This window comes from Pseudomonas sp. Irchel 3A18, assembly GCF_900187465.1.
Lineage (GTDB): Bacteria > Pseudomonadota > Gammaproteobacteria > Pseudomonadales > Pseudomonadaceae > Aquipseudomonas > Aquipseudomonas cichorii.
Map to the genome: position 1 here is coordinate 408,436 of NZ_FYDI01000002.1, position 19,965 is coordinate 428,400.

General features: G+C 58.1%; 16 protein-coding genes. 11 read left to right on the plus strand and 5 right to left on the minus strand.

Annotation, left to right across the window (positions count from 1 at the left end; genetic code table 11):
- Nucleotides 1-449 precede the first annotated feature (449 nt).
- The gene (locus CKW23_RS04865) at nt 450-1,109 is read left to right on the plus strand and encodes an alpha/beta hydrolase (RefSeq protein WP_025258731.1); all 660 of its coding nucleotides are present in this window, start codon (nt 450-452) and stop codon (nt 1,107-1,109) included.
- 127 nt (nt 1,110-1,236) lie between these two features.
- A complete protein-coding gene (gene rhlB, locus CKW23_RS04870) occupies nt 1,237-2,691 on the plus strand; it encodes an ATP-dependent RNA helicase RhlB (RefSeq protein WP_025258730.1) in 1,455 nt (484 codons plus the stop codon).
- A gap of 55 nt (nt 2,692-2,746) precedes the next feature.
- Here the strand turns inward: rhlB and moaE are convergent, their stop codons facing one another.
- From moaE to CKW23_RS04895, 5 genes are all read right to left on the minus strand, one after another.
- Nucleotides 2,747-3,196 (minus strand): molybdopterin synthase catalytic subunit MoaE, encoded by a 450-nt coding sequence (gene moaE, locus CKW23_RS04875; RefSeq protein ID WP_025258729.1) that lies wholly within the window; start codon nt 3,194-3,196, stop codon nt 2,747-2,749.
- 2 nt (nt 3,197-3,198) lie between these two features.
- A complete protein-coding gene (locus tag CKW23_RS04880; protein WP_025258728.1) occupies nt 3,199-3,444 on the minus strand; it encodes a MoaD/ThiS family protein in 246 nt (81 codons plus the stop codon).
- Nucleotides 3,441-3,926, minus strand: coding sequence for a cyclic pyranopterin monophosphate synthase MoaC (moaC, locus tag CKW23_RS04885; protein WP_025258727.1), 486 nt, complete (start codon nt 3,924-3,926; stop codon nt 3,441-3,443). The genes CKW23_RS04880 and moaC overlap by 4 nt, the downstream gene beginning before the upstream one ends.
- 156 nt (nt 3,927-4,082) lie before the next feature.
- Entirely contained in the window at nt 4,083-5,477 is a 1,395-nt protein-coding gene (locus tag CKW23_RS04890; RefSeq protein WP_025258726.1) for a PhoH family protein, read from the minus strand.
- 335 nt (nt 5,478-5,812) lie between these two features.
- Entirely contained in the window at nt 5,813-6,949 is a 1,137-nt protein-coding gene (locus tag CKW23_RS04895; RefSeq protein WP_038400205.1) for a polysaccharide deacetylase family protein, read from the minus strand.
- Between the two features lie 184 nt (nt 6,950-7,133).
- On the opposite strand from CKW23_RS04895, the gene yaaA reads away from it, so the two are divergent.
- The 9 genes from yaaA (at nt 7,134) to CKW23_RS04940 (ending at nt 19,964) form a co-directional block, all read left to right on the plus strand.
- The gene (gene yaaA, locus CKW23_RS04900; protein WP_025258724.1) at nt 7,134-7,913 is read left to right on the plus strand and encodes a peroxide stress protein YaaA; all 780 of its coding nucleotides are present in this window, start codon (nt 7,134-7,136) and stop codon (nt 7,911-7,913) included.
- A 796-nt stretch (nt 7,914-8,709) separates the two neighbouring features.
- Nucleotides 8,710-10,026 (plus strand): nucleotide sugar dehydrogenase, encoded by a 1,317-nt coding sequence (locus CKW23_RS04905; protein ID WP_025258723.1) that lies wholly within the window; start codon nt 8,710-8,712, stop codon nt 10,024-10,026.
- 101 nt (nt 10,027-10,127) lie between these two features.
- Nucleotides 10,128-11,609 (plus strand): mannuronan synthase, encoded by a 1,482-nt coding sequence (alg8, locus tag CKW23_RS04910; protein WP_095067137.1) that lies wholly within the window; start codon nt 10,128-10,130, stop codon nt 11,607-11,609.
- 40 nt (nt 11,610-11,649) lie between these two features.
- A complete protein-coding gene (locus CKW23_RS04915) occupies nt 11,650-12,819 on the plus strand; it encodes an alginate biosynthesis protein Alg44 (protein WP_095067138.1) in 1,170 nt (389 codons plus the stop codon).
- Between the two features lie 2 nt (nt 12,820-12,821).
- Nucleotides 12,822-14,231 carry an alginate biosynthesis TPR repeat lipoprotein AlgK gene (gene algK / locus CKW23_RS04920; protein WP_025258720.1) on the plus strand — a complete coding sequence of 470 codons (1,410 nt, stop codon included), beginning with the start codon at nt 12,822-12,824 and terminating at the stop codon, nt 14,229-14,231.
- On the plus strand, nt 14,228-15,736 hold the full coding sequence (locus tag CKW23_RS04925) for an alginate export family protein (protein WP_095067139.1): 1,509 nt from the start codon (nt 14,228-14,230) through the stop codon (nt 15,734-15,736). Before algK ends, CKW23_RS04925 begins: the two co-directional genes overlap by 4 nt.
- A gap of 27 nt (nt 15,737-15,763) precedes the next feature.
- Complete coding sequence (algG, locus tag CKW23_RS04930) at nt 15,764-17,368, plus strand: mannuronan 5-epimerase AlgG (RefSeq protein ID WP_025258718.1); 1,605 nt, start codon at nt 15,764-15,766, stop codon at nt 17,366-17,368.
- Between the two features lie 14 nt (nt 17,369-17,382).
- Nucleotides 17,383-18,822: an alginate biosynthesis protein AlgX gene (locus CKW23_RS04935; RefSeq protein WP_025258717.1), complete on the plus strand. Its 1,440-nt coding sequence runs from the start codon at nt 17,383-17,385 to the stop codon at nt 18,820-18,822.
- Between the two features lie 8 nt (nt 18,823-18,830).
- Nucleotides 18,831-19,964, plus strand: a complete 1,134-nt coding sequence (locus tag CKW23_RS04940) for a mannuronate-specific alginate lyase (RefSeq protein ID WP_095067140.1) — start codon at nt 18,831-18,833, stop codon at nt 19,962-19,964.
- Nucleotide 19,965: the final 1 nt, after the last annotated feature.

Sequence of the window (19,965 nt, forward strand, 5' to 3'; positions counted from 1 at the left end):
GTCTTCAGTCACGCCGCACCCTTGTGAGGCATTAATGACCCGTGCTGGCTTTTTTTTGGGTCATGCGACGCTGGGCGTTAAACATGAATCGAGTATGAGAACCTCTCATCACTCACATTCACCCTTCATTTATAGCCCTTCTACCAAAGCCCCGTATTTTCCCCGGACCAGAGCGGTACAGGATCAATCATGGCAAGAGTCCTGACGCATGGACTCCCGTGCTGCCTTCGATCGTCACAAGTAGTAGCCTAATAGTGTTACCGATCGATGTGAGCGCTTTGACTCCACACGTTTCATAGCAAAGGCCGTACCATCATGCTGGCGATGTCGAATTAGCGACAGGTCAAGTCGAAAACTTGTAACCTTGCGACATCTTCTTTCACTTTTAAACTGCGCACGCACCTAATTAATGCGCAGAAAAACAACCAACGCACACTATTGGAGCACTCATGAGCGAGTCCTTGATCCTGCAACCCACCGCCGAACCCGATGCCTGCGTCATCTGGCTGCACGGCCTTGGAGCCGACCGCTATGACTTCCTGCCCGTCGCCGAGGCCCTGCAGGAAACACTGAGTACTACGCGCTTCATCCTGCCCCAGGCCCCGAAACGCGCTGTCACCGTCAACGGTGGCTATGAAATGCCGAGCTGGTATGACATCAAGAGCATGACCTCCGAAGCCCGCTCCATCGATCACGATGAGATGGAAGCCTCGGCCCAACAGGTTCTGAGCCTGATCGAACAACAACGCGACAGCGGCATCGACCCTGCAAGAATCTTCCTGGCCGGTTTCTCCCAGGGCGGCGCCGTGGTGCTGCACACGGCCTACAAACGCTGGCAGGGTCCGCTGGGCGGCGTGCTGGCGCTCTCCACTTACGCGCCGACCTTCAATGACCAGATGACGCTGTCAGCCAGTCAGCAACGCATCCCGGCCTTGTGCCTGCATGGTTTTCACGATGAAGTGGTCCACAACGCCATGGGTCGAACCGCTTACGAGTACCTGAAGACTCTGGGTGTAACCGCACAATGGAAAGAGTACCCAATGGGTCATCAAGTGTTACCCCAGGAAATTTCCGACATCCAGATCTGGCTGGCCGAGAAACTTCGGTAACGTCTTCTTTAATAGAGCTTTGAACCGCCCTGATCGGACACCTTTGTAGCGAACCAAGGATGACACTACGCCGCGCCCGATTCTTGCATTACACTGCTCGGCGTACATTCCTTAATCAATTGACGAGATGACCGTGCTCAAAGCACTTAAAAAGATGTTCGGTAAAAGCGAGGCTGAGCAGCTCGCGCCCAACCACGCAGCATCCAGCCCCGTATCCCCGACTCGCCCTGAAGGCGAATCACAGAATCGTGCAGCCCAGTCTCCAGCTCTGGCAAAGGAGCCCGCTGCTCCCGCGCAGGCCCGAAGCGACAAGCCCAAGGCAGAACGTCCACGTCGAGAGCGCGCGCCCAAGCCGCCGGTCGTCGCCTGGAAGCTCGAAGATTTCGCCGTCGAACCCCAGGAAGGCAAAAGCCGCTTCCATGACTTCGACCTGGCCCCCGAACTGATGCACGCGATCCATGACCTGGGCTTTCCGTACTGCACGCCGATCCAGGCGGGCGTATTGGGTTACACCCTCAAGGGCAAGGACGCTATCGGTCGCGCCCAGACCGGTACGGGCAAGACCGCCGCGTTCCTGATCTCGATCATCACCCAGTTGACCCAGACGCCGCCGCCCAAAGAGCGTTACATGGGCGAACCCCGCGCCCTGATCATCGCCCCGACCCGCGAACTGGTGGTGCAGATCGCCAAGGACGCCGCGGCGCTGACCAAGTACACCAACCTCAACGTCATGACGTTCGTGGGCGGCATGGAGTTCGACAAGCAGCTCAAGCAACTCGAAGCACGCCATTGCGACATCCTGGTTGCGACACCGGGACGCCTGCTGGACTTCAACCAGCGCGGTGAAGTGCATCTGGACATGGTCGAAGTGATGGTCCTCGACGAAGCCGACCGCATGCTGGACATGGGCTTCATCCCGCAGGTCCGCCAGATCATTCGCCAGACCCCGCACAAGGGCGAGCGCCAGACCCTGCTGTTCTCCGCGACCTTCACCGATGACGTGATGAACCTCGCCAAGCAATGGACGACCGACCCGGCCATCGTCGAAATCGAAGCCGAGAACGTCGCCAACAGCAACGTCGAACAGCATATCTACGCGGTGGCTGCAGCCGACAAGTACAAGCTGCTGTACAACCTGGTCACCGACAACGGCTGGGAACGGGTGATGGTCTTTGCCAACCGCAAGGACGAAGTGCGCCGCATCGAGGAGCGTCTGGTACGTGACGGCGTAAACGCCGCGCAACTGTCAGGCGATGTTCCTCAGCACAAACGGATCAAGACCCTGGAAGGTTTCCGCGAAGGCAAGATCCGGGTTCTGGTGGCGACAGACGTCGCAGGCCGCGGTATTCACATCGATGGCATCAGCCACGTGATCAACTTCACCCTGCCGGAAGTGCCGGACGATTACGTACACCGGATCGGTCGTACAGGCCGTGCGGGCGCCGATGGCGTTTCGATCAGCTTTGCCGGGGAAGACGATTCCTATCAGCTCCCGGCCATCGAAGAGAAGCTGGGTCACAAGATCAGCTGCGAAATGCCACCGACCGAGTTGTTGCGGGCTGTGGTGCGCAACAAGGCCTGACCTTCTTCGCTCCTACGCACCTCGTAGGAGCGAATTCATTCGCGAACACCCCCACTCATTTCCAGCGATCCGCCGCTGCCTGATCGCTATGCCGCCCTTCGACCCAGCGCGGGCCTTCGGCGGTGTTTTCACGCTTCCAGAACGGTGCGCGAGTCTTGAGGTAGTCCATGACGAAATCGCAGGCCTCGAACGCGGCCTGACGATGGGCACTGGCAACGCCAACAAACACGATAGGCTCGCCGGGTTCCAGGGCGCCGACCCGATGCAGCACTTCCAGCCTGAGCAATGGCCAGCGCTGCTCGGCTTCTGCAACGATTTTTGCCAAGGCCTTTTCGGTCATGCCTGGGTAGTGCTCCAGAAACATGCCCGAGACTTCACGCCCTTCGTTGAAATCCCGCACGTAACCGACAAAACTCACCACCGCACCGATACCGACATTGGCCGCATGCAGCGCATTGACTTCAGCACCAGGGTCGAACGCCTCCGCTTGCACGCGAATCACCATGCTCAGCCTCCGGTCACCGTAGGGAAGAAGGCTACTTCGTCGCCATCCACCAGCGGCTCATCCAGTTGGCACAGCTCCTGATTGCGGGCGCACATCAGGTTCTGCTCGGCCAGCACTTGCCAGGCCTCACCACGAAGCAGCAGGTGCTGGCGCAGTTCGTCCAGGGTGGAGAAAGTGCCCTCGACACGCTCACCGTCCAGCCCCAGCGCTTCACGGTAACGGGCGAAATACTGAACCTGCACACTCATTGCGCAGCTCCCGGCTCTTCGGCGATGAAGTGACCACTCTTGCCGCCGAGTTTTTCCAGCAGCCGCACCGACTCGATGACCATGCCGCGATCAACCGCCTTGCACATGTCATAGATAGTCAACGCAGCCACACTGGCAGCGGTCAGGGCCTCCATTTCCACACCCGTCTGCCCGGCCAGCTTGCAGCGCGCAACGATCAGCACCGCATCGTCGCCCTGGGCACTGAGCTCGACCTTGACGCTGGTGAGCATCAGCGGATGGCAGAGCGGGATCAGATCACTGGTTTTCTTCGCTGCCTGAATACCGGCAATACGTGCAACGGCAAACACATCCCCTTTGGGATGACCACCGCTGACAATCATTTTCAGGGTTTCAGGCAACATGCGCACAAGCGCTTGAGCCACAGCCTCACGGGACGTCACGGCTTTGTCAGTGACGTCGACCATATTGGCGCGACCTTGGGAATCGAGATGAGTCAGCACAACCTTACTCCTGAACAGGAGAGGCGATTGTAGTTAGCCAAGGGCACAAGCTACAAGCGGCAAGAACTGCAAGCTACAAGCGAACCACGTTCTGGCTTCTCGCTTGCAGCTTGCAGCTTGCAGCTTGCAACTTACCGCTTACCGCTTACCGCTGCTTTACAGATGACTCTCGGCATATTCAGCCAGTACCGAGCGTGGAACCCCTTGCAGGGTGATGTGCACGCCGTTCGGGAAATCCTTGAAGCGCTCCGTCAGGTAGGTCAGCCCCGAGCTGGTGGCCGACAGGTAAGGGGTGTCGATCTGCGCCAGGTTACCCAGGCAGACCACTTTGGAACCGGCACCGGCACGGGTGATGATGGTTTTCATCTGGTGTGGTGTCAGGTTCTGGCACTCGTCGATCAGGATCAGGCTTTGCTGGAAGCTGCGGCCCCGGATGTAGTTCAGGGATTTGAACTGCAACGGCACTTTGCTGAGGATGTAATCCACGCTGCCATGGGTGTTTTCGTCATCCATGTGCAAGGCTTCGAGGTTGTCGGTGATCGCCCCCAGCCATGGCTCCATTTTTTCCGCTTCGGTGCCGGGCAGGAAGCCTATTTCCTGATCCAGGCCTTGCACGCTGCGGGTTGCGATGATGCGGCGATAGCGTTTGCTGACCATGGTCTGCTCGATGGCAGCGGCCAGCGCCAGGATGGTCTTGCCCGAACCTGCCGCGCCGGACAGGTTGACCAGATGGATATCCGGATCGAGCAACGCGAACAGCGCCAACCCCTGGTAGATATCACGAGGTTTCAGGCCCCAGGCTTCCTGATGCAGCAAGGGTTCCTGATGCATGTCGAGAATCAGCAGCTCGTCGCTGCGCACGCCCTTGATCCAGCCGACGAAGCCTTGCTCGTCGATGATGAACTCGTTCATGTGAACCGCGGGCAGGCTTTCGCTCAACTGCACGCGATGCCAGGTGCGGCCATGATCCTGACGGGTTTCGACCTTGCTGACCCGGTCCCAGAACGAGCCCGGAATATCGTGGTAGCCACGCGACAGCAGCGAGACGTCATCCACCAACTGGTCGGTGCTGTAATCCTCGGCGGCAATGCCACAGGCTCGCGCCTTGAGGCGCATGTTGATGTCCTTGGTCACCAGCACCAGACGCAAGTCCTTGTCGCGGGCGTGCAGGTCGACCAATTGGTTGATGATGATGTTGTCGTTCAAATGCTCGGGAAGAAGGCTGTTGGGTTCCTCGCGTCGGCTCATCAGAATCGACAGGAAGCCTTTGAATACGCCCGTGCCACGGTCGATAGGCACACCTTTTTCGACTTCTTCCGGTGAGGCTTCCCCCAGAGTCTTGTCGATCAGGCGGATCGCCTGCCGGCACTCCGCAGCGACTGAATGCTTGCCGTCCTTGAGCTTGTCCAGTTCCTCCAGAACCGTCATCGGAATGGCTACGCGGTGTTCTTCGAAATTCAGCAGTGCGTTTGGATCATGGATCAATACGTTGGTATCGAGCACGTAAAGGATAGGCTGGTTAGTGGAAGGGTTGCGTCCGTGATCATCCATACTCGCTCACCTTTATAGAAGCCAGGTGGCGCAGAACCACTACAAAGCTGCGCCACGAAAAGGCCGCCGGTTCCTTCCCTTGAGGCAGGGAAGAATGTTGCTCAAGATGGGTCGTTGAGGACGCCACCTGTGTTGCAGGTTTCGGCGGTCTGTTCTCGTAATACAGCAAAACCGATGACAGAAAAAAGCTCTTTGACAGTTTTTTGAAGTTTATTTCACAGTATGACGAATAGCGCTTGGCGAGTGCCGTCGGCACGTTTACAGTCGGAAGTCACCTCAGGCAGGATTGGCCGAAAAAACCTGCCCCACCCTCTCCGCTTTATACCCTCAACCCCTTATTCCTCCTGGGTTTCAGAGAAATTCCGGCAGTCATCCCAGATCAGTTCGCTTTGTGCGGTATTGGCCAGCAGCAACGGCAACGCCGACTGCGCCTTGTTGCCCATGTCATGGAACACCACTGTGCCCTTGCGCCAGAGCAGCATGAGGGTCAGCACCCGGTCACCCACCTGCTGGGCCGAGAGACGCCCCATGGCGTCCTGGGAGTCGATATTCCACAGCGACACTCGCAAATGCTGCGAACGGAAGTATTCGCCGCTGTCAGCACGACGATGGCCATAAGGCGGTCGGAACAGCGGTACGAAGTTGTCCGGAAGAACCTGTTGGACCAGGGCGGCACTGCGCTGCACGGAATCCTGCCAGTCGACCCAGTTACTGTGGGAGCGATACTCCCAGCCTTGAATCCCCACGCACTGCTGCCGGTAGAGCGCCTGCAGACTGGCGGCCGAGCTGCTTTCCAGGCGCGCCTGCAGGCTTTTACCCAGCACGAAGAAGGTCGCCGTCATTTTTTGCTGACGCATGAAGTCGGCCAGCCAGTCCGTATTGCCATCTGCCGGGCTCGGTCCACTGTCGAAATTGAGCACAAAGGTGCGATCCGGCATTTCATCGCCGCTCATTTCATCGGAGTTGTAGCGCTCGATTTCACTACTGGTCTGCGGAAACAGGGCGGCCATGTACAACAATTCGTTCAGGTACCGCTCGTGGAAGACCGCACTGGGTCTGGCCCAGGCGGTATAGAAGGAATCGGGTGAAACCTGATATTCCTCGGCGCGCTGGCGCAGTTGCTCCATGTCCTCGACCAGCACGCAGAAGTTCGCATCTTCCTCACAGCTCTTCTGGGCCGCCTGATAGTTCTCCAGCAGGCGCAGCCACAGGCGGTGGCGAACCACGTTCAACGACGGCACGTTGATATAACGAAGGCCAAGGCGTTGCTTGAGCCCTTCTTCGCCCAGGTTTTCACTGACGGACAAGGCATGGGCGAAAGCCAGGATCTCGGCACGGGAGGCAACATCGAACAAGGCCGGCGTCTCCAGACGCTCGGGCCATACGCTGCGATCAATGGTGGCAACTTCAGGCACCGCCGCCTGAGCTTCAAACCAGAACAGACACGCGCAAACTGCTAAAACGATACGCAAAACCAATGCCCTCTCGATCCAATATCAATGCCATCACCCGCGCGGCACTATAGCTGATCCGGGGCAGTGTCTTATGTCCTGCGCGTTACAAAGCCACGGCCCATGAACACATCTATCGCCACCATAGCTGGAGTCATCCGCCATCACCCCATAGAATCGGCCGACGATTAAAGGAGACGACTTCATGCTGATGGTGATTTCCCCAGCGAAAACCCTCGACTACGAGACCCCGCCGACCACCGCACGCTACACCCAGCCGCAATATCTGGATCACTCCCAGGCATTGATCACTCAGCTTCGCGAGCTGACACCCGCACAGATCGGCGAGCTGATGCACCTGTCCGACAAACTCTCGGGCTTGAACGCGGCACGCTTCGGCAGCTGGACGCCGGCCTTCACGCCCGACAACGCCAAACAGGCGATACTGGCATTCAAGGGCGATGTGTATACCGGGCTGCAGGCCGAAACACTGAGCGATGCCCAGCTTTCCTACGCCCAGGATCACCTGCGCATGTTGTCCGGCCTTTATGGACTGCTGCGCCCTCTGGACCTGATGCAACCCTATCGCCTGGAAATGGGGACGAAGCTGGCCAATGCCCGTGGCAAGGATCTTTATGCCTTCTGGGGCACGCGCATCAGCGAATGGCTGAACCAGGCCCTGGCCGGTCAGGGCGATGACCTGCTGCTGAACCTGGCATCCAACGAATATTTTTCCGCAGTCAAACGCTCGTCATTAAAAGCCCGCATCATCGATACCGAATTCAAGGATCTGAAAAACGGCCAGTACAAGATCATCAGTTTCTACGCCAAGAAAGCCCGCGGCATGATGAGCCGTTTTGTGATCACCGAGCAGATCAACACACCCGAAGCATTGAAGGAATTCGATGTGCAGGGTTACCGCTACAGCTCCGAACAATCGACCACGGACAAACTGGTCTTCCTGCGCGACACTCCAGAGCAGTGATGGCGTCAATGTTGCGTAGTGCCAGGGGCGCTACGCAAGCCAGCCGCTCTATTTCAAACCTTTTACGCCATTTTTGTGACGCCGGATAAACATCACTCCACGCGGCGTTCATTTTCAAAACGAACTTTCTCGAAAAAAAGACAACTTTTTTGAGCAGTGGCACTGCGCCTCCTCCCTGTAATGGCAAAAAAATATCGCCGCTCGGGAACCCCTTTATTGATAAGGCCTCCAACAAGAGTGCCATCATTTTGAAAGTATGAACTACCAAAAGCAGATCGGAAAAATTCTCAAAAACAGGACGAGCGGCCCGGAACTAATCCCGAATCCATAGGCTCCTACATCCCGTAACAATTCTCGACAACCCTGTAAGAGATCACTTACAGCGCAGCGAGAGCAAAAGGAAGTTGCCAGAGATCCAGTGTAATTCTGCGGAATCACTACTTAAGACTCTGAACTTAAACTCACATCACTAATTGAGTCAGGTAGACAAGCGAACACCGTGAACGGTGTATAGAGCAGGGCTCCAGATCGTCAAAGCCAAGGCTTGCAGATCGACCTGCCGAGGATCGCTATACAAGGAGTGGTTTGCCACACACAAGAGAGCACGGCCCGATCAGGGGACCTGCCACTTGCACTTAGTGCCATTGAGTTTGCCACCTTTGTTTGGCACTCATTAATTAAATATGCCTGCGTTAGTTCAGTGGCTTTTAGAAGCCCTACTGACTCGCGTGTGACATCTGCTGGCCAAAATTAATATCCAGCCAACTTTATGGCGTGAAAAATCGAGGAGAGTACGATGCGTATCAGCATCTTTGGTTTGGGTTATGTCGGTGCAGTCTGTGCCGGTTGCCTTTCTGCACGTGGTCATGATGTTGTTGGTGTGGATATCTCCAACACCAAGATCGACCTTATCAACAGCGGCAAATCGCCTATCGTCGAACCAGGCCTGGAAGACCTCCTGGCGCAGGGCATTCGCAACGGCAAACTGCGCGGCACCACGGACTTCTCCGAAGCCATCCGCGCCACCGACCTGTCGATGATCTGTGTAGGCACGCCAAGCAAGAAGAACGGCGACCTGGAACTCGACTACATCGAGTCGGTATGCCGTGAAATCGGTTATGTCCTGCGTGACAAGACCTCCCGTCACACCATCGTGGTCCGCAGCACCGTACTGCCGGGCACCGTCGCCAACGTTGTGATCCCGATCCTGGAAGACTGCTCCGGCAAGAAAGCCGGCGTCGACTTCGGCGTTGCAGTGAACCCTGAGTTCCTGCGCGAAAGCACCGCGATCAAAGACTACGATCACCCACCAATGACCGTTATCGGCGAGTTCGACAAGGCTTCCGGTGACGTTCTGCAATCGCTGTACGAAGAACTCGACGCACCGATCATCCGCAAGGACATCGCCGTTGCCGAAATGATCAAGTACACCTGCAACGTGTGGCACGCCACCAAGGTCACTTTCGCAAACGAAATCGGCAACATCGCCAAGGCAGTCGGCGTCGACGGTCGTGAAGTGATGGAAGTGGTCTGCCAGGACAAGCAACTGAACCTGTCCCAGTACTACATGCGCCCAGGCTTCGCCTTCGGCGGTTCCTGCCTGCCGAAAGACGTTCGCGCCCTGACCTACCGTGCAGGCAGCCTGGACGTGGAAGCACCGCTGCTCAACTCCCTGATGCGCAGCAACGTCTCCCAGGTACAGAACGCTTTCGACATCGTGGCCAGCCACGACACCCGCAAAGTCGCCCTGCTGGGTCTGAGCTTCAAGGCCGGCACCGACGACCTGCGCGAAAGCCCGCTGGTCGAACTGGCCGAAATGCTGATCGGTAAAGGTTTCGACCTGAGCATCTTCGACAGCAACGTCGAATACGCTCGCGTACACGGCGCCAACAAAGACTACATCGAGTCGAAGATCCCTCACGTGTCGTCCCTGCTGAACTCGGACTTCGATGAGGTCATCAACAACTCCGACGTGATCATCCTGGGTAACGGTGACGAGCGCTTCCGCGCCCTGGCCGACCAGACTCCACACGGCAAGCACGTTGTAGACCTGGTGGGCTTCATGTCCAAGCCGACCAGCGAAGACGGTCGCGCTGAAGGTATCTGCTGGTAAATCAGCCGCAAGCGCCAGGCACCAAGCCACAAGCTCAAGCGTTACCGCTTGCAGCCTGGGGCTTGGTGCTTGCAACTGACTTTGGGATACAGATCATGGATATGGACAGGCTAAAGCACGGCCTACTAGAGGCCGCGGGCTGGCTGTTTTACCTCAGTTTATTAATGGGCATCGCAACTGCACTGCCTACAAGTATCTTCGACTCACAGTCGAGGAACTTTATTTTCCTGATTGGCGCCGTCGGCATCTGGCGCTACTCCATGGGCATCACGCACTTTGTGCGGGGGATGCTGTTTCTGTATGTGGTCTACCCACACTTGCGCCGCAAGCTGAAAAAGCTGGGCAAGGCTGCAGATCCATCCCATGTGTTTCTGATGGTCACCAGCTTTCGTATCGAAGCCCTGACCACCGCCCAGGTGTACAGCTCGGTCATTCGTGAAGCCATCAACTGCGGTCTGCCGACCACCATCGTTTGCTCGCTGGTGGAAATGTCGGATGAGCTGCTGGTCAAGAGTCTCTGGACAAAGATGAACCCGCCTGAGCGCGTGAAGCTGGACTTCGTGCGTATCCCTGGCACCGGCAAGCGCGACGGCCTGGCTTATGGCTTCCGCGCCATCTCGCGTCACCTGCCCGATGATCGTGCAGTGGTCGCAGTGATCGACGGCGACACCGTGCTCAATGAAGGCGTCGTCAGCAAGACCGTTCCGTGGTTCCACCTGTTCGATAACGTCGGCGGCCTGACCACCAACGAGTTCTGTGAAGTTCGTGGCGGTTACATCATGAGCGAATGGCACAAGCTGCGTTTCGCCCAGCGCCACATCAACATGTGCTCCATGGCCCTGTCCAAGCGCGTCCTGACCATGACCGGTCGCATGTCGGTATTCCGCGCCACCGTGGTAACCGACCCGGAGTTCATTGCCGACGTGGAGAGCGACTCGCTCAATCACTGGCGTCTGGGGACCTTCAAGTTCCTGACCGGTGACGACAAGTCGAGCTGGTTCAGCCTGATGCGTCTGGGCTACGACACGTTCTACGTACCCGATGCCGCCATCAACACCGTTGAACACCCGCCAGAGAAAAGCTTCCTCAAGGCCAGTCGCAAATTGATGTACCGCTGGTACGGCAACAACCTGCGTCAGAACTCCCGCGCACTGGGTCTGGGCGTTCGTCGCCTGGGTCTGTTCACCAGCGTTGTGTTGTTCGACCAGCGTGTGTCGATGTGGACATCCATCCTGGGCCTGACCGTCGCCATCATCGCCAGCTTCAAGTATGGCGGCGCATTCATCCTGATGTACCTGCTGTGGATCGGCATGACCCGCCTGATCCTGACACTGCTGCTGTCCTGCTCGGGACACAGGATAGGGCCTGCCTACCCCATCATTCTCTATTACAACCAGATCGTCGGCGCCCTGATGAAGATCTACGTTTTCTTCCGCCTGGATCGACAGTCCTGGACCCGTCAGGACACGAAACTAAGCCGCGACATGGCCAGCTTTCAGGGCTGGTTCAACACCTGGTCGTCCCGAACCATGACTTTTTCAGCTGGCACCATCTTCGTCGCAGTACTGCTGACGATGGTGTGACCGGGCCAATGAATCAATTGCTCAAGTAGGAAAATTAGCCATGAATACAGCCGTGAATGCGAACGTCGTACATGAATCCGAAGCCCAGCGCCAACACGCACGGGTCAAGGTTCCAGCCAAGCTGCGCCTGCTCAACGGTGAGCAGAATGCTCCTCTGGTCCGGGTCGAAGACCTGTCGGCCGGTGGTCTCAGCTTCGTTGCCCCAAGCAACGTCAAAATCACCGAAGGCGAAGTCATCAAGGGTCGCCTGCAGTTCCTCATCGACAACCTCGGCCTGGCCATGGACGTCGAAATGCAAGTGCGCTCCATCAGCTCCAGCGGGCGCATCGGCTGCCAGTTCCAGAACCTTGAAGCACAAGACATCGCCACACTGCGCCACATCATCACTTCCCACCTGAGCGGCGACATCGTCAGCATGGGTGAAGTACTGGCTACCCTGCAGCGTGACAACTTCACCAAGGCTCGCAAGAACAAGAAAGAAACCACAGGCATGAGCGCCCTGGGTCGTCTGCGTGCAGTGACCTTCAGCCTGGGTATTTTCATCGTCGGTCTGGCGGCCTTCGGCTTCATCTTCAAGACCGTCTACGGCCTGTACTTCGTCAGCCACGCTTCGGCCGGTCTGGTATCGGTGCCGAGCATGGACGTGACCATGCCTCGCGAAGGTACTGTGCAAAGCCTGGTTCAGGTCAATGGCGATGCCGCCAAAGGCGCACCGCTGGCAACCTTCAACACCAGCATGCTGGAAATGCTGAAGGGCAGCCTGACCGGTGAAGACCTGCAACCGGCCAAGATCGAAGAGCTGTATGGCAAGCAAATGAGCGGCACCATGACCAGCCCTTGCGATTGCGTTGTGGTTCGTCAACTGGTTGCCGATGGCCAGTTCGCCTCCAAAGGCCAGGTGATCTTCCAGTTGGTGCCACGTAACGCACCTGCCACTGTCGAAGCACGCTTCACCTATCGCCAGTTCAACGACGTCAAGCCTGGTACTCCTGTGAGCTTCCAGATCGCTGGCGAAGATCAACTGCGTACCGGCAAGATCATCAGCAGCAGCAACCTGAGCAACACCGACCTGTCCACTGACATCCGTGTACAGATCCAGCCTGACGAAAGCCTGAGCAGCAGCCTGGCTGGCCGTCCTGTCGAAGTCGTCAGCGACCGTGGCCCGTCCGTTAACTGGCTGATCGATAAAGCCATGGCTGCGGGTCTGTAATCATGAACAGCCCACTACGACGCCTGTCGACCCCCACGCTATTGAGCCTCGCCGTCGCGATCGGCCTGAGCGGCTGCGCCGGCCTGCCCGATCAACGCCTCGCCAATGAAGCCCTTAAAAACGGCGACACCGCACTGGCGCAGCAGAACTATCGGCAATTGGCGGACCTGGGCTACAGCGATGCACAAGTCGGCCTGGCCGACATCCAGGTCAGCACCGGAGATCCGGCTCAGCTCAAAGAGGCAGAGGCCACCTATCGTGCCGCTGCCGAAACGTCTCCTCGGGCGCAATCGCGTCTGGGGCGTCTGCTGGCCGTGAAGCCCGATGCCACAGTGGCCGAGCACCACGAAGCAGAAGCGCTGCTCACCAAGGCATTTGCCAATGGTGAGTCGGGCACCCTGCTGCCGCTGGCCATGCTTTACCTGCAATACCCGCAAAGCTTCCCGAACGTGAATGCCCAGCAGAAGATCAACCAGTGGCGCGCCACGGGTTATCCGGAAGCCGGTCTGGCCCAGGTGCTGCTGTATCGCACCCAGGGCACTTATGACCAGCACCTGGATGAAGTCGAAAGCATCTGCAAGCAGGCACTCAACAGCACCGATATCTGCTACGTCGAACTGGCCACCGTTTACCAGAAACGCGGCCAGACCGAGCAGCAGGCAGCACTGATCGAGCAACTCAAGAGCGCACATGCCTCGGGTCGCGTCGGTGCTCAGCGAGTGGACGGCGTAGCCCGTGTGCTGGGTGACAGCCAGATCGGTACTCCGGACGAGAAGACTGCCCAGCAACTGCTGGAAGATATCGCACCCGGCTACCCGATTTCGTGGGTCACCCTGGCCAAACTGCTTTACGACTTCCCTGAACTGGGTGACGTGAACAAGATGATGGAATACCTGGACAACGGTCGTGCTGCGGACCAACCCCGCGCCGAACTGCTGCTGGGCCGTCTCTACTACGAAGGCAAGTGGGTTCCGGCCGACGCCAAGAAAGCCGAAGAGCACCTGCAGAAAGCCGCAGCGACCGAACTCTCCGCCCACTACTACCTGGGTCAGATCTACCGTCGCGGCTATCTGGGTGAAGTCTACCCACAGAAGGCTCTGGATGAATTGTTGACCGCCGCCCGTGGCGGCCAGAACAGCGCCGATTTCGCCATCGCGCAACTGTTCTCACAAGGCAAGGGCACCAAGCCCGACCCGGTCAACGCCTGGGTCTTCGGCCAGCTGGCACTGGCTCAAGGCACACCGCAAGCCACCGAGCTTGCCCAGGTACTGGATGCTCAACTACCGCCTGAAAAACGCGCCGCCGCCCAAGGGTTGCTGCAACGCGAACAAAAGGTTCGGGGCGTAACAGCCAGACAGAACGTACTGGTTCAGACCCTGACAGAAGAAAAAGACGGTGAGGAAGCGCTATGAAGTTGAATGCCCTGATGGCCGCCGGCATGGGCCTAGGTTTTACTCTGCTGTGGGCCTGCCCGACACTGGCTGCGCTGACTGAAGAACAGAATTTCGGTATCGAAGTAAAGGTCAGCGCTCAGTCCGAAGACGACCGCGACCTGGGCACCCGCTCCGGCGGTGACGTACAGGGCCTGGGCCTGGACCTGCGTCCATGGGTCTACGGCCAGAGCGGCAACTGGAGCGCTTACGCCATGGGCCAGGTGGTGACCGCCACCGACACCATCCAGACTGACCCGCTGGAACAGACCACCACTTCCAACAATGGCGAAACCGGCACCCAGCGCTCCCGTGGCAACTCCAGCGAGCGCGAAGTCGAAAAGAGCTACGCGGCACTGCGTGAATTCTGGATCGGCTACAGCGGCTTCACGCCCTACCCTGGCGAAATCCTCAAGGTAGGTCGCCAGCGTCTGCGCAACGATGATGGTCAGTGGCACGACACCAACATCGAAGCCATCAACTGGACCTTCGACACCACCTTGCTGCGTGCCGAACTGGGCGCTGCACAACGCTTCAGCGAATACCGCACCGATCTGACCGAACTGGCTCCGGACGATGAAGACCGCCTGCACCTGTTCGGCTCGGCCAGCTACCAGTGGACACCTGGCCAATGGGTGGGTATCCGTGCACACCACAGCCAGGACGACGGCAAGCTCAAGAACCAGAACGAAGTCCTGGACGACCTGGACAAGACGTCCAATGGCGACCTGACCTGGCTGGGTCTGACGGCTGACAGCGATGCCTACAACCATCGCAATACCAACACCGTCAACTACTGGGGCAGCCTGACCGCGATGACCGGTAATCGCGACGAAATCGGTGCCATCTACAACCCGGCCACCGACCAGTACCTTGCCGGCCAGAAAACCAGCAATGACCTCAACGGCTGGGCCACGGACCTGGGCATTCGTTTGCGTCTCGATCCGCAATGGCAAGTCGGTGCCGCCTACTCGCGCGCCAGCAAGGACTACGTCCAGAACGGTCTGGAAAGTAACCGCTCCAACTGGACAGGCACCCGCTCGCGGATTCACCGCTTCGGTGAAGCCTTCCAGGGCGAAATGGCCAACGTGGAAACCGGCTCGCTGTTCGCATCGTGGCGCATGAACGACGAATACGACGCTTCCCTGATCTACCACAAGTTCCGTCGCGTGGACGGCAACTCGGGTATCGGCGGCGCGGGCATCAACCCGAATCGCGAAATCGTCGATGCCAACGGCATACCGACCAACACCTTCAGTTCCCTGCCGCTGGAAGACGGCCGCAAGGATCTGGGTCAGGAAATGGATCTGGTCGTCACCAAGTATTTCAAACAGGGCCTGCTGCCTGCGTCGGTCAGCCAGTCGATCGACGAACCTTCGGCACTGGTGCGCTTGCGTGCAGGTGTCTTCAAGCCCGGCGACGCTTACCACAACGGCGTGGATGAATACATGCACCGCGCCATTGTCGACGTCATCTGGCGCTTCTGATGCGAACCGCCAAAGGAGTGCGATGAGATGAACAGTCAAGCAAGCAATGTGCGTAACCGCACCTGGCCTCACGCCCTGCTCGAAAGCGCAGTGCTGAGCAGCGCGCTGCTGATGGCCAGCACTGCTGCGCTGGCCAACACTGCGCCGGTCGCCTCCCAGGCGATCGTCAAGGAGCTGCAACAGGCCAAGAGCTACACCGTCAGCAGCGCGCCCATCGAGCCGCTGGCGATGGAAAAGCCTGTACTGCCGGACATCAGCGGCTACACCGCTGAAGCGGCCCTGAAAAAGATCGATCGTAGCAAGCCGGGTAAAGTCACCGTGGCGCGCATGATGGAAGAAACGGGCCTGAAGGAGTTCATCGGCGGCGATAACAAGATGGCCGAATGGGTTGTGCGCCAACGCGGCATCCCGCAGGCCATCATGATTTCCGACGGTTATGTGAGCCTGCAGGACCTGGCCAGGAAAGTGCCGAAGCAGTTTCTGAGCGAAGTATCGCCAGGCGTGTACATCGCTCGCCTGCCGATCCTGGTCAAGGAAACCGGCATCTTCGAGATCGACAAGAGAACCAGGGAACTGCGCCTGTCTCAGGAGAAAGGTTCGTTCCTGGTCAGCGAAGGCAAGTTGCTCATCACTCACACCAGGGTCGACGCCTGGAGTGAGGAGCGCAACGGTCTGGCGCTGTATCGCAAGCCTGACGAGTTCCGGCCATTCCTGCTGACCTGGGGCGGTTCCGAAACCTGGATCGCCAATACCAAGATGTCGAGCATGGGCTATGACCAGAGCAAGTCCTACGGCATCAGTATTTCCCAGTACACACCCAACACCGCGAAGATCCTCAAGCGCCCCGAGCCGACCGGCTGGATTGTCGACTCGGAGTTCTTTGACCTGTGGTACGGCTTCTACTGCTACGAGACCCGCGACTTCGTGGTCAAGGGCAATACCTACAAAGACAACATCGTCTATGGCATTGACCCCCATGACCGCTCGCACAACCTGATCATTGCCGAGAACGAAGTCTACGGGACCCGCAAAAAGCACGGGATCATCATTTCCCGGGAAGTGGACAACAGCTTCATCTTCCGCAACAAGAGCCACAACAACAAACTCTCAGGCGTGGTACTGGACCGTAACAGCGTCAACAACATCGTCGCCTACAACGAGATCTACCAGAACCACACCGACGGCATCACCCTGTACGAAAGCGGCAACAACCTGCTGTGGGGCAACCGCGTCATCGCCAACCGCCGTCACGGTATCCGCGTGCGTAACAGCGTGAACATCAAGCTCTATGAAAACGTTGCCATGGCCAACGGCCTGATGGGCGTCTACGGACACATCAAGGACCTGACCAATACCGACCGCGACATCGCCCTGGACCCCTTCGACGCCGAAGTGTCGCTGATCCTGGTAGGTGGCGAGCTGACCAGCAACGGCTCCGGCCCGCTGTCCATCGACTCGCCCCTGAGCGTGGAGCTTTATCGCGTATCGATGCTCGCCCCGACCAAACAAGTAGGCATCAGCCTCAATGGCATCCTGGGTGAACGTCAGGACGAGATCCTTGACCTGCTGATACGTCAGAAGAAAGCCGTATTGATCGACCCCGTTGAAAGCCAGACCGAACTGCGGGAATGAGGAAAGGTATTTTTATGCACGCCAAACTGATCAAGCTATTGAGCCTCTCCAGCCTGACCGCCGCCTTGATGGCCGCCGCTGGTGCGGCTCGCGCAGATGACTCGCAAGCGCCGACCTTTACGGCCGAGCCTTGCTGCAGCCTGTGCCCTGCTGCCCATGACGCGAAGAACTACACCACGCGCTATCAGCAGAACTTCACCACCCTGATCCAGGCCGAGGGCGACTGGCTGTTCCGTACCCAGGAAGACCTGCGTACCGAATTCGACACGACGCCCGCCGGCTATCGTCGCCTGAAAGAACTGCACGAGGCTTTCAAGAGCAAAGGCGTGGAGCTGGTGATGGTCTATCAACCGACTCGCGGCCTGGTAGATCGCAACAAATTGTTTCCTGCCGATCGCGACAAATTCGACTACGACAAGGCCCTGAAAAACTATCAGGCCATGCTCGGTCGATTCAGCAAGATGGGCTACTGGGTGCCCGACCTGTCGCCGTTAACCAACGAGCAACAGGCCCATGATTTCTACTTCCGCGGCGACCAGCACTGGACACCGTACGGCGCACAACGCACCGCGAAAATCGTTGCCGAAACCGTGAAGAAAGTCCCGGGCTACGCCGACATTCCAAAGCGTGAATTCGAGAGTCACAAGTCCGGACGCATGGGCAAGACCGGAACCCTGCACAACATGGCTGGTCAATTGTGCGGCACCAGCTACGCGATTCAGTACATGGATCAGTTCACCACCGAGCCCAAGGGCGAAGCAGGTGACGGCGATCTGTTCGGCGATTCCGGTAACCCGGAAATCACCCTAGTCGGTACCAGTCACAGCGGCAAGAACTACAACTTCGGTGGATTCCTCCAGGAATACATCGGTGCCGATGTGCTGAACGTGGCGTTCCCTGGTGGCGGTCTGGAAGGCGCAATGCTGCAGTACCTGGGCAGCGAAGACTTCCAGCAGCGTCCACCGAAGATCCTGATCTGGGAATTCTCGCCGCTGTATCGCCTGGACCAGGAAACCATCTACCGCCAGATGATGGCACTGCTGGATAACGGCTGCGAAGGCAAGCCTGCGGTGATGAGCGCCAGCACCACTCTCAAGCCGGGCAACAACGAAGTGTTGGTCAACGGCAAGAATGGCATCAAGGACATCCGCAACAGTCAGAACCAGATCGATATCAAGTTCGACGACACCTCGGTGAAAACCCTTCAGGCCAGACTCTGGTACATGAACGGTCGTCACGAGGACCTGAAAATCGAGAAGCCGGACACCGCCGATACCGACGGACGTTTCGCCTTTGAATTGCGTGAGGACGAAGACTGGGCAAACCAACAATTGCTCGCTCTTGAAATCCAGGGCCCGGAAGCCGGAACAGAACCACTGAAAGTCGAAGCAAAAGTATGCAAGCGCAATGCGTTCCCTGGCAGCGCGCAACACACCGCTCAAGCCGGACTATGAGGTGACTTATGCAGACTCCGAAACTGATACGCCCTACCCTGCTGTCGATGGCAATCCTGTCATCGATGGCATGGGTATCGGGCGCATCCGCCAACACAGCGCTGGTTCCCCCCCAGGGTTACCTGGCGCCTATCGAGAAAATGAAAACCGGCAGCCACGATTTCCAGTGTGATGTCGTGCCAAAGCCTTACACCGACAAGCTGGTGTTTCGCAGCAAGTACGAAGGCTCCGACAAGGCTCGGGCCACGCTCAATGAAGAGTCCGAAGAAGCATTTCGCGATGCAACCAAAGACATCACGACACTTGAGCGCGGTATCAGCAAAGTCGTCATGCAGTACATGCGTGACGGCCGCCCGGAACAACTCGACTGTGCGTTGAACATGCTCACCACCTGGGCCCAGGCCGATGCGCTGGAGTCCCGTGAGTTCAACCACACCGGCAAGTCCATGCGCAAATGGGCACTGGGCAGCATGGCCTCGTCCTATCTGCACCTGAAGTTCTCCGAGTCGCGCCCTCTGGCCAACCGTCAGCAGCAGACTCAAGTCATCGAGGCCTGGTTCAGCAAGCTGGCCGACCAAGTGGTCAGTGACTGGAGCAACCTGCCCATGGAGAAGATCAACAACCACTCGTACTGGGCCGCCTGGTCGGTGATGGCGACCGCTGTCGCCACCAACCGCCGCGACCTGTTCGACTGGGCCGTCAAGGAATACAAGATCGCTGCCTTCCAGATCGACAAGGACGGTTTCCTGCCCAACGAAGTCAAGCGTCGTCAGCGCGCACTCGCGTATCACAACTACGCCCTGCCACCACTGGCCATGATCGCAAGCTTCTCCCTGGCCAATGGCATCGATTTGCGTAATGAAAACAACGGCGCGCTCAAACGTCTGGGTGACCTGGTACTCGCCGGCGTCAAGAACCCTGACAACTTCTCTTCCCGCGGTGGCGTGAAGCAGGACATGAGCGAGCTGAAAAAAGATCCGAAATTCGCCTGGCTCGAGCCGTTCTGCTCACTCTACAACTGCAGCCCGGATGTGATCGAACACAAGCATGAGATGCAACCGTTCAAGACGTTCCGTCTGGGCGGCGACCTGACCAAAGTCTACGACCCGTCCCATGAAAAAGGTGACAAAGGCGGTTCGTGAC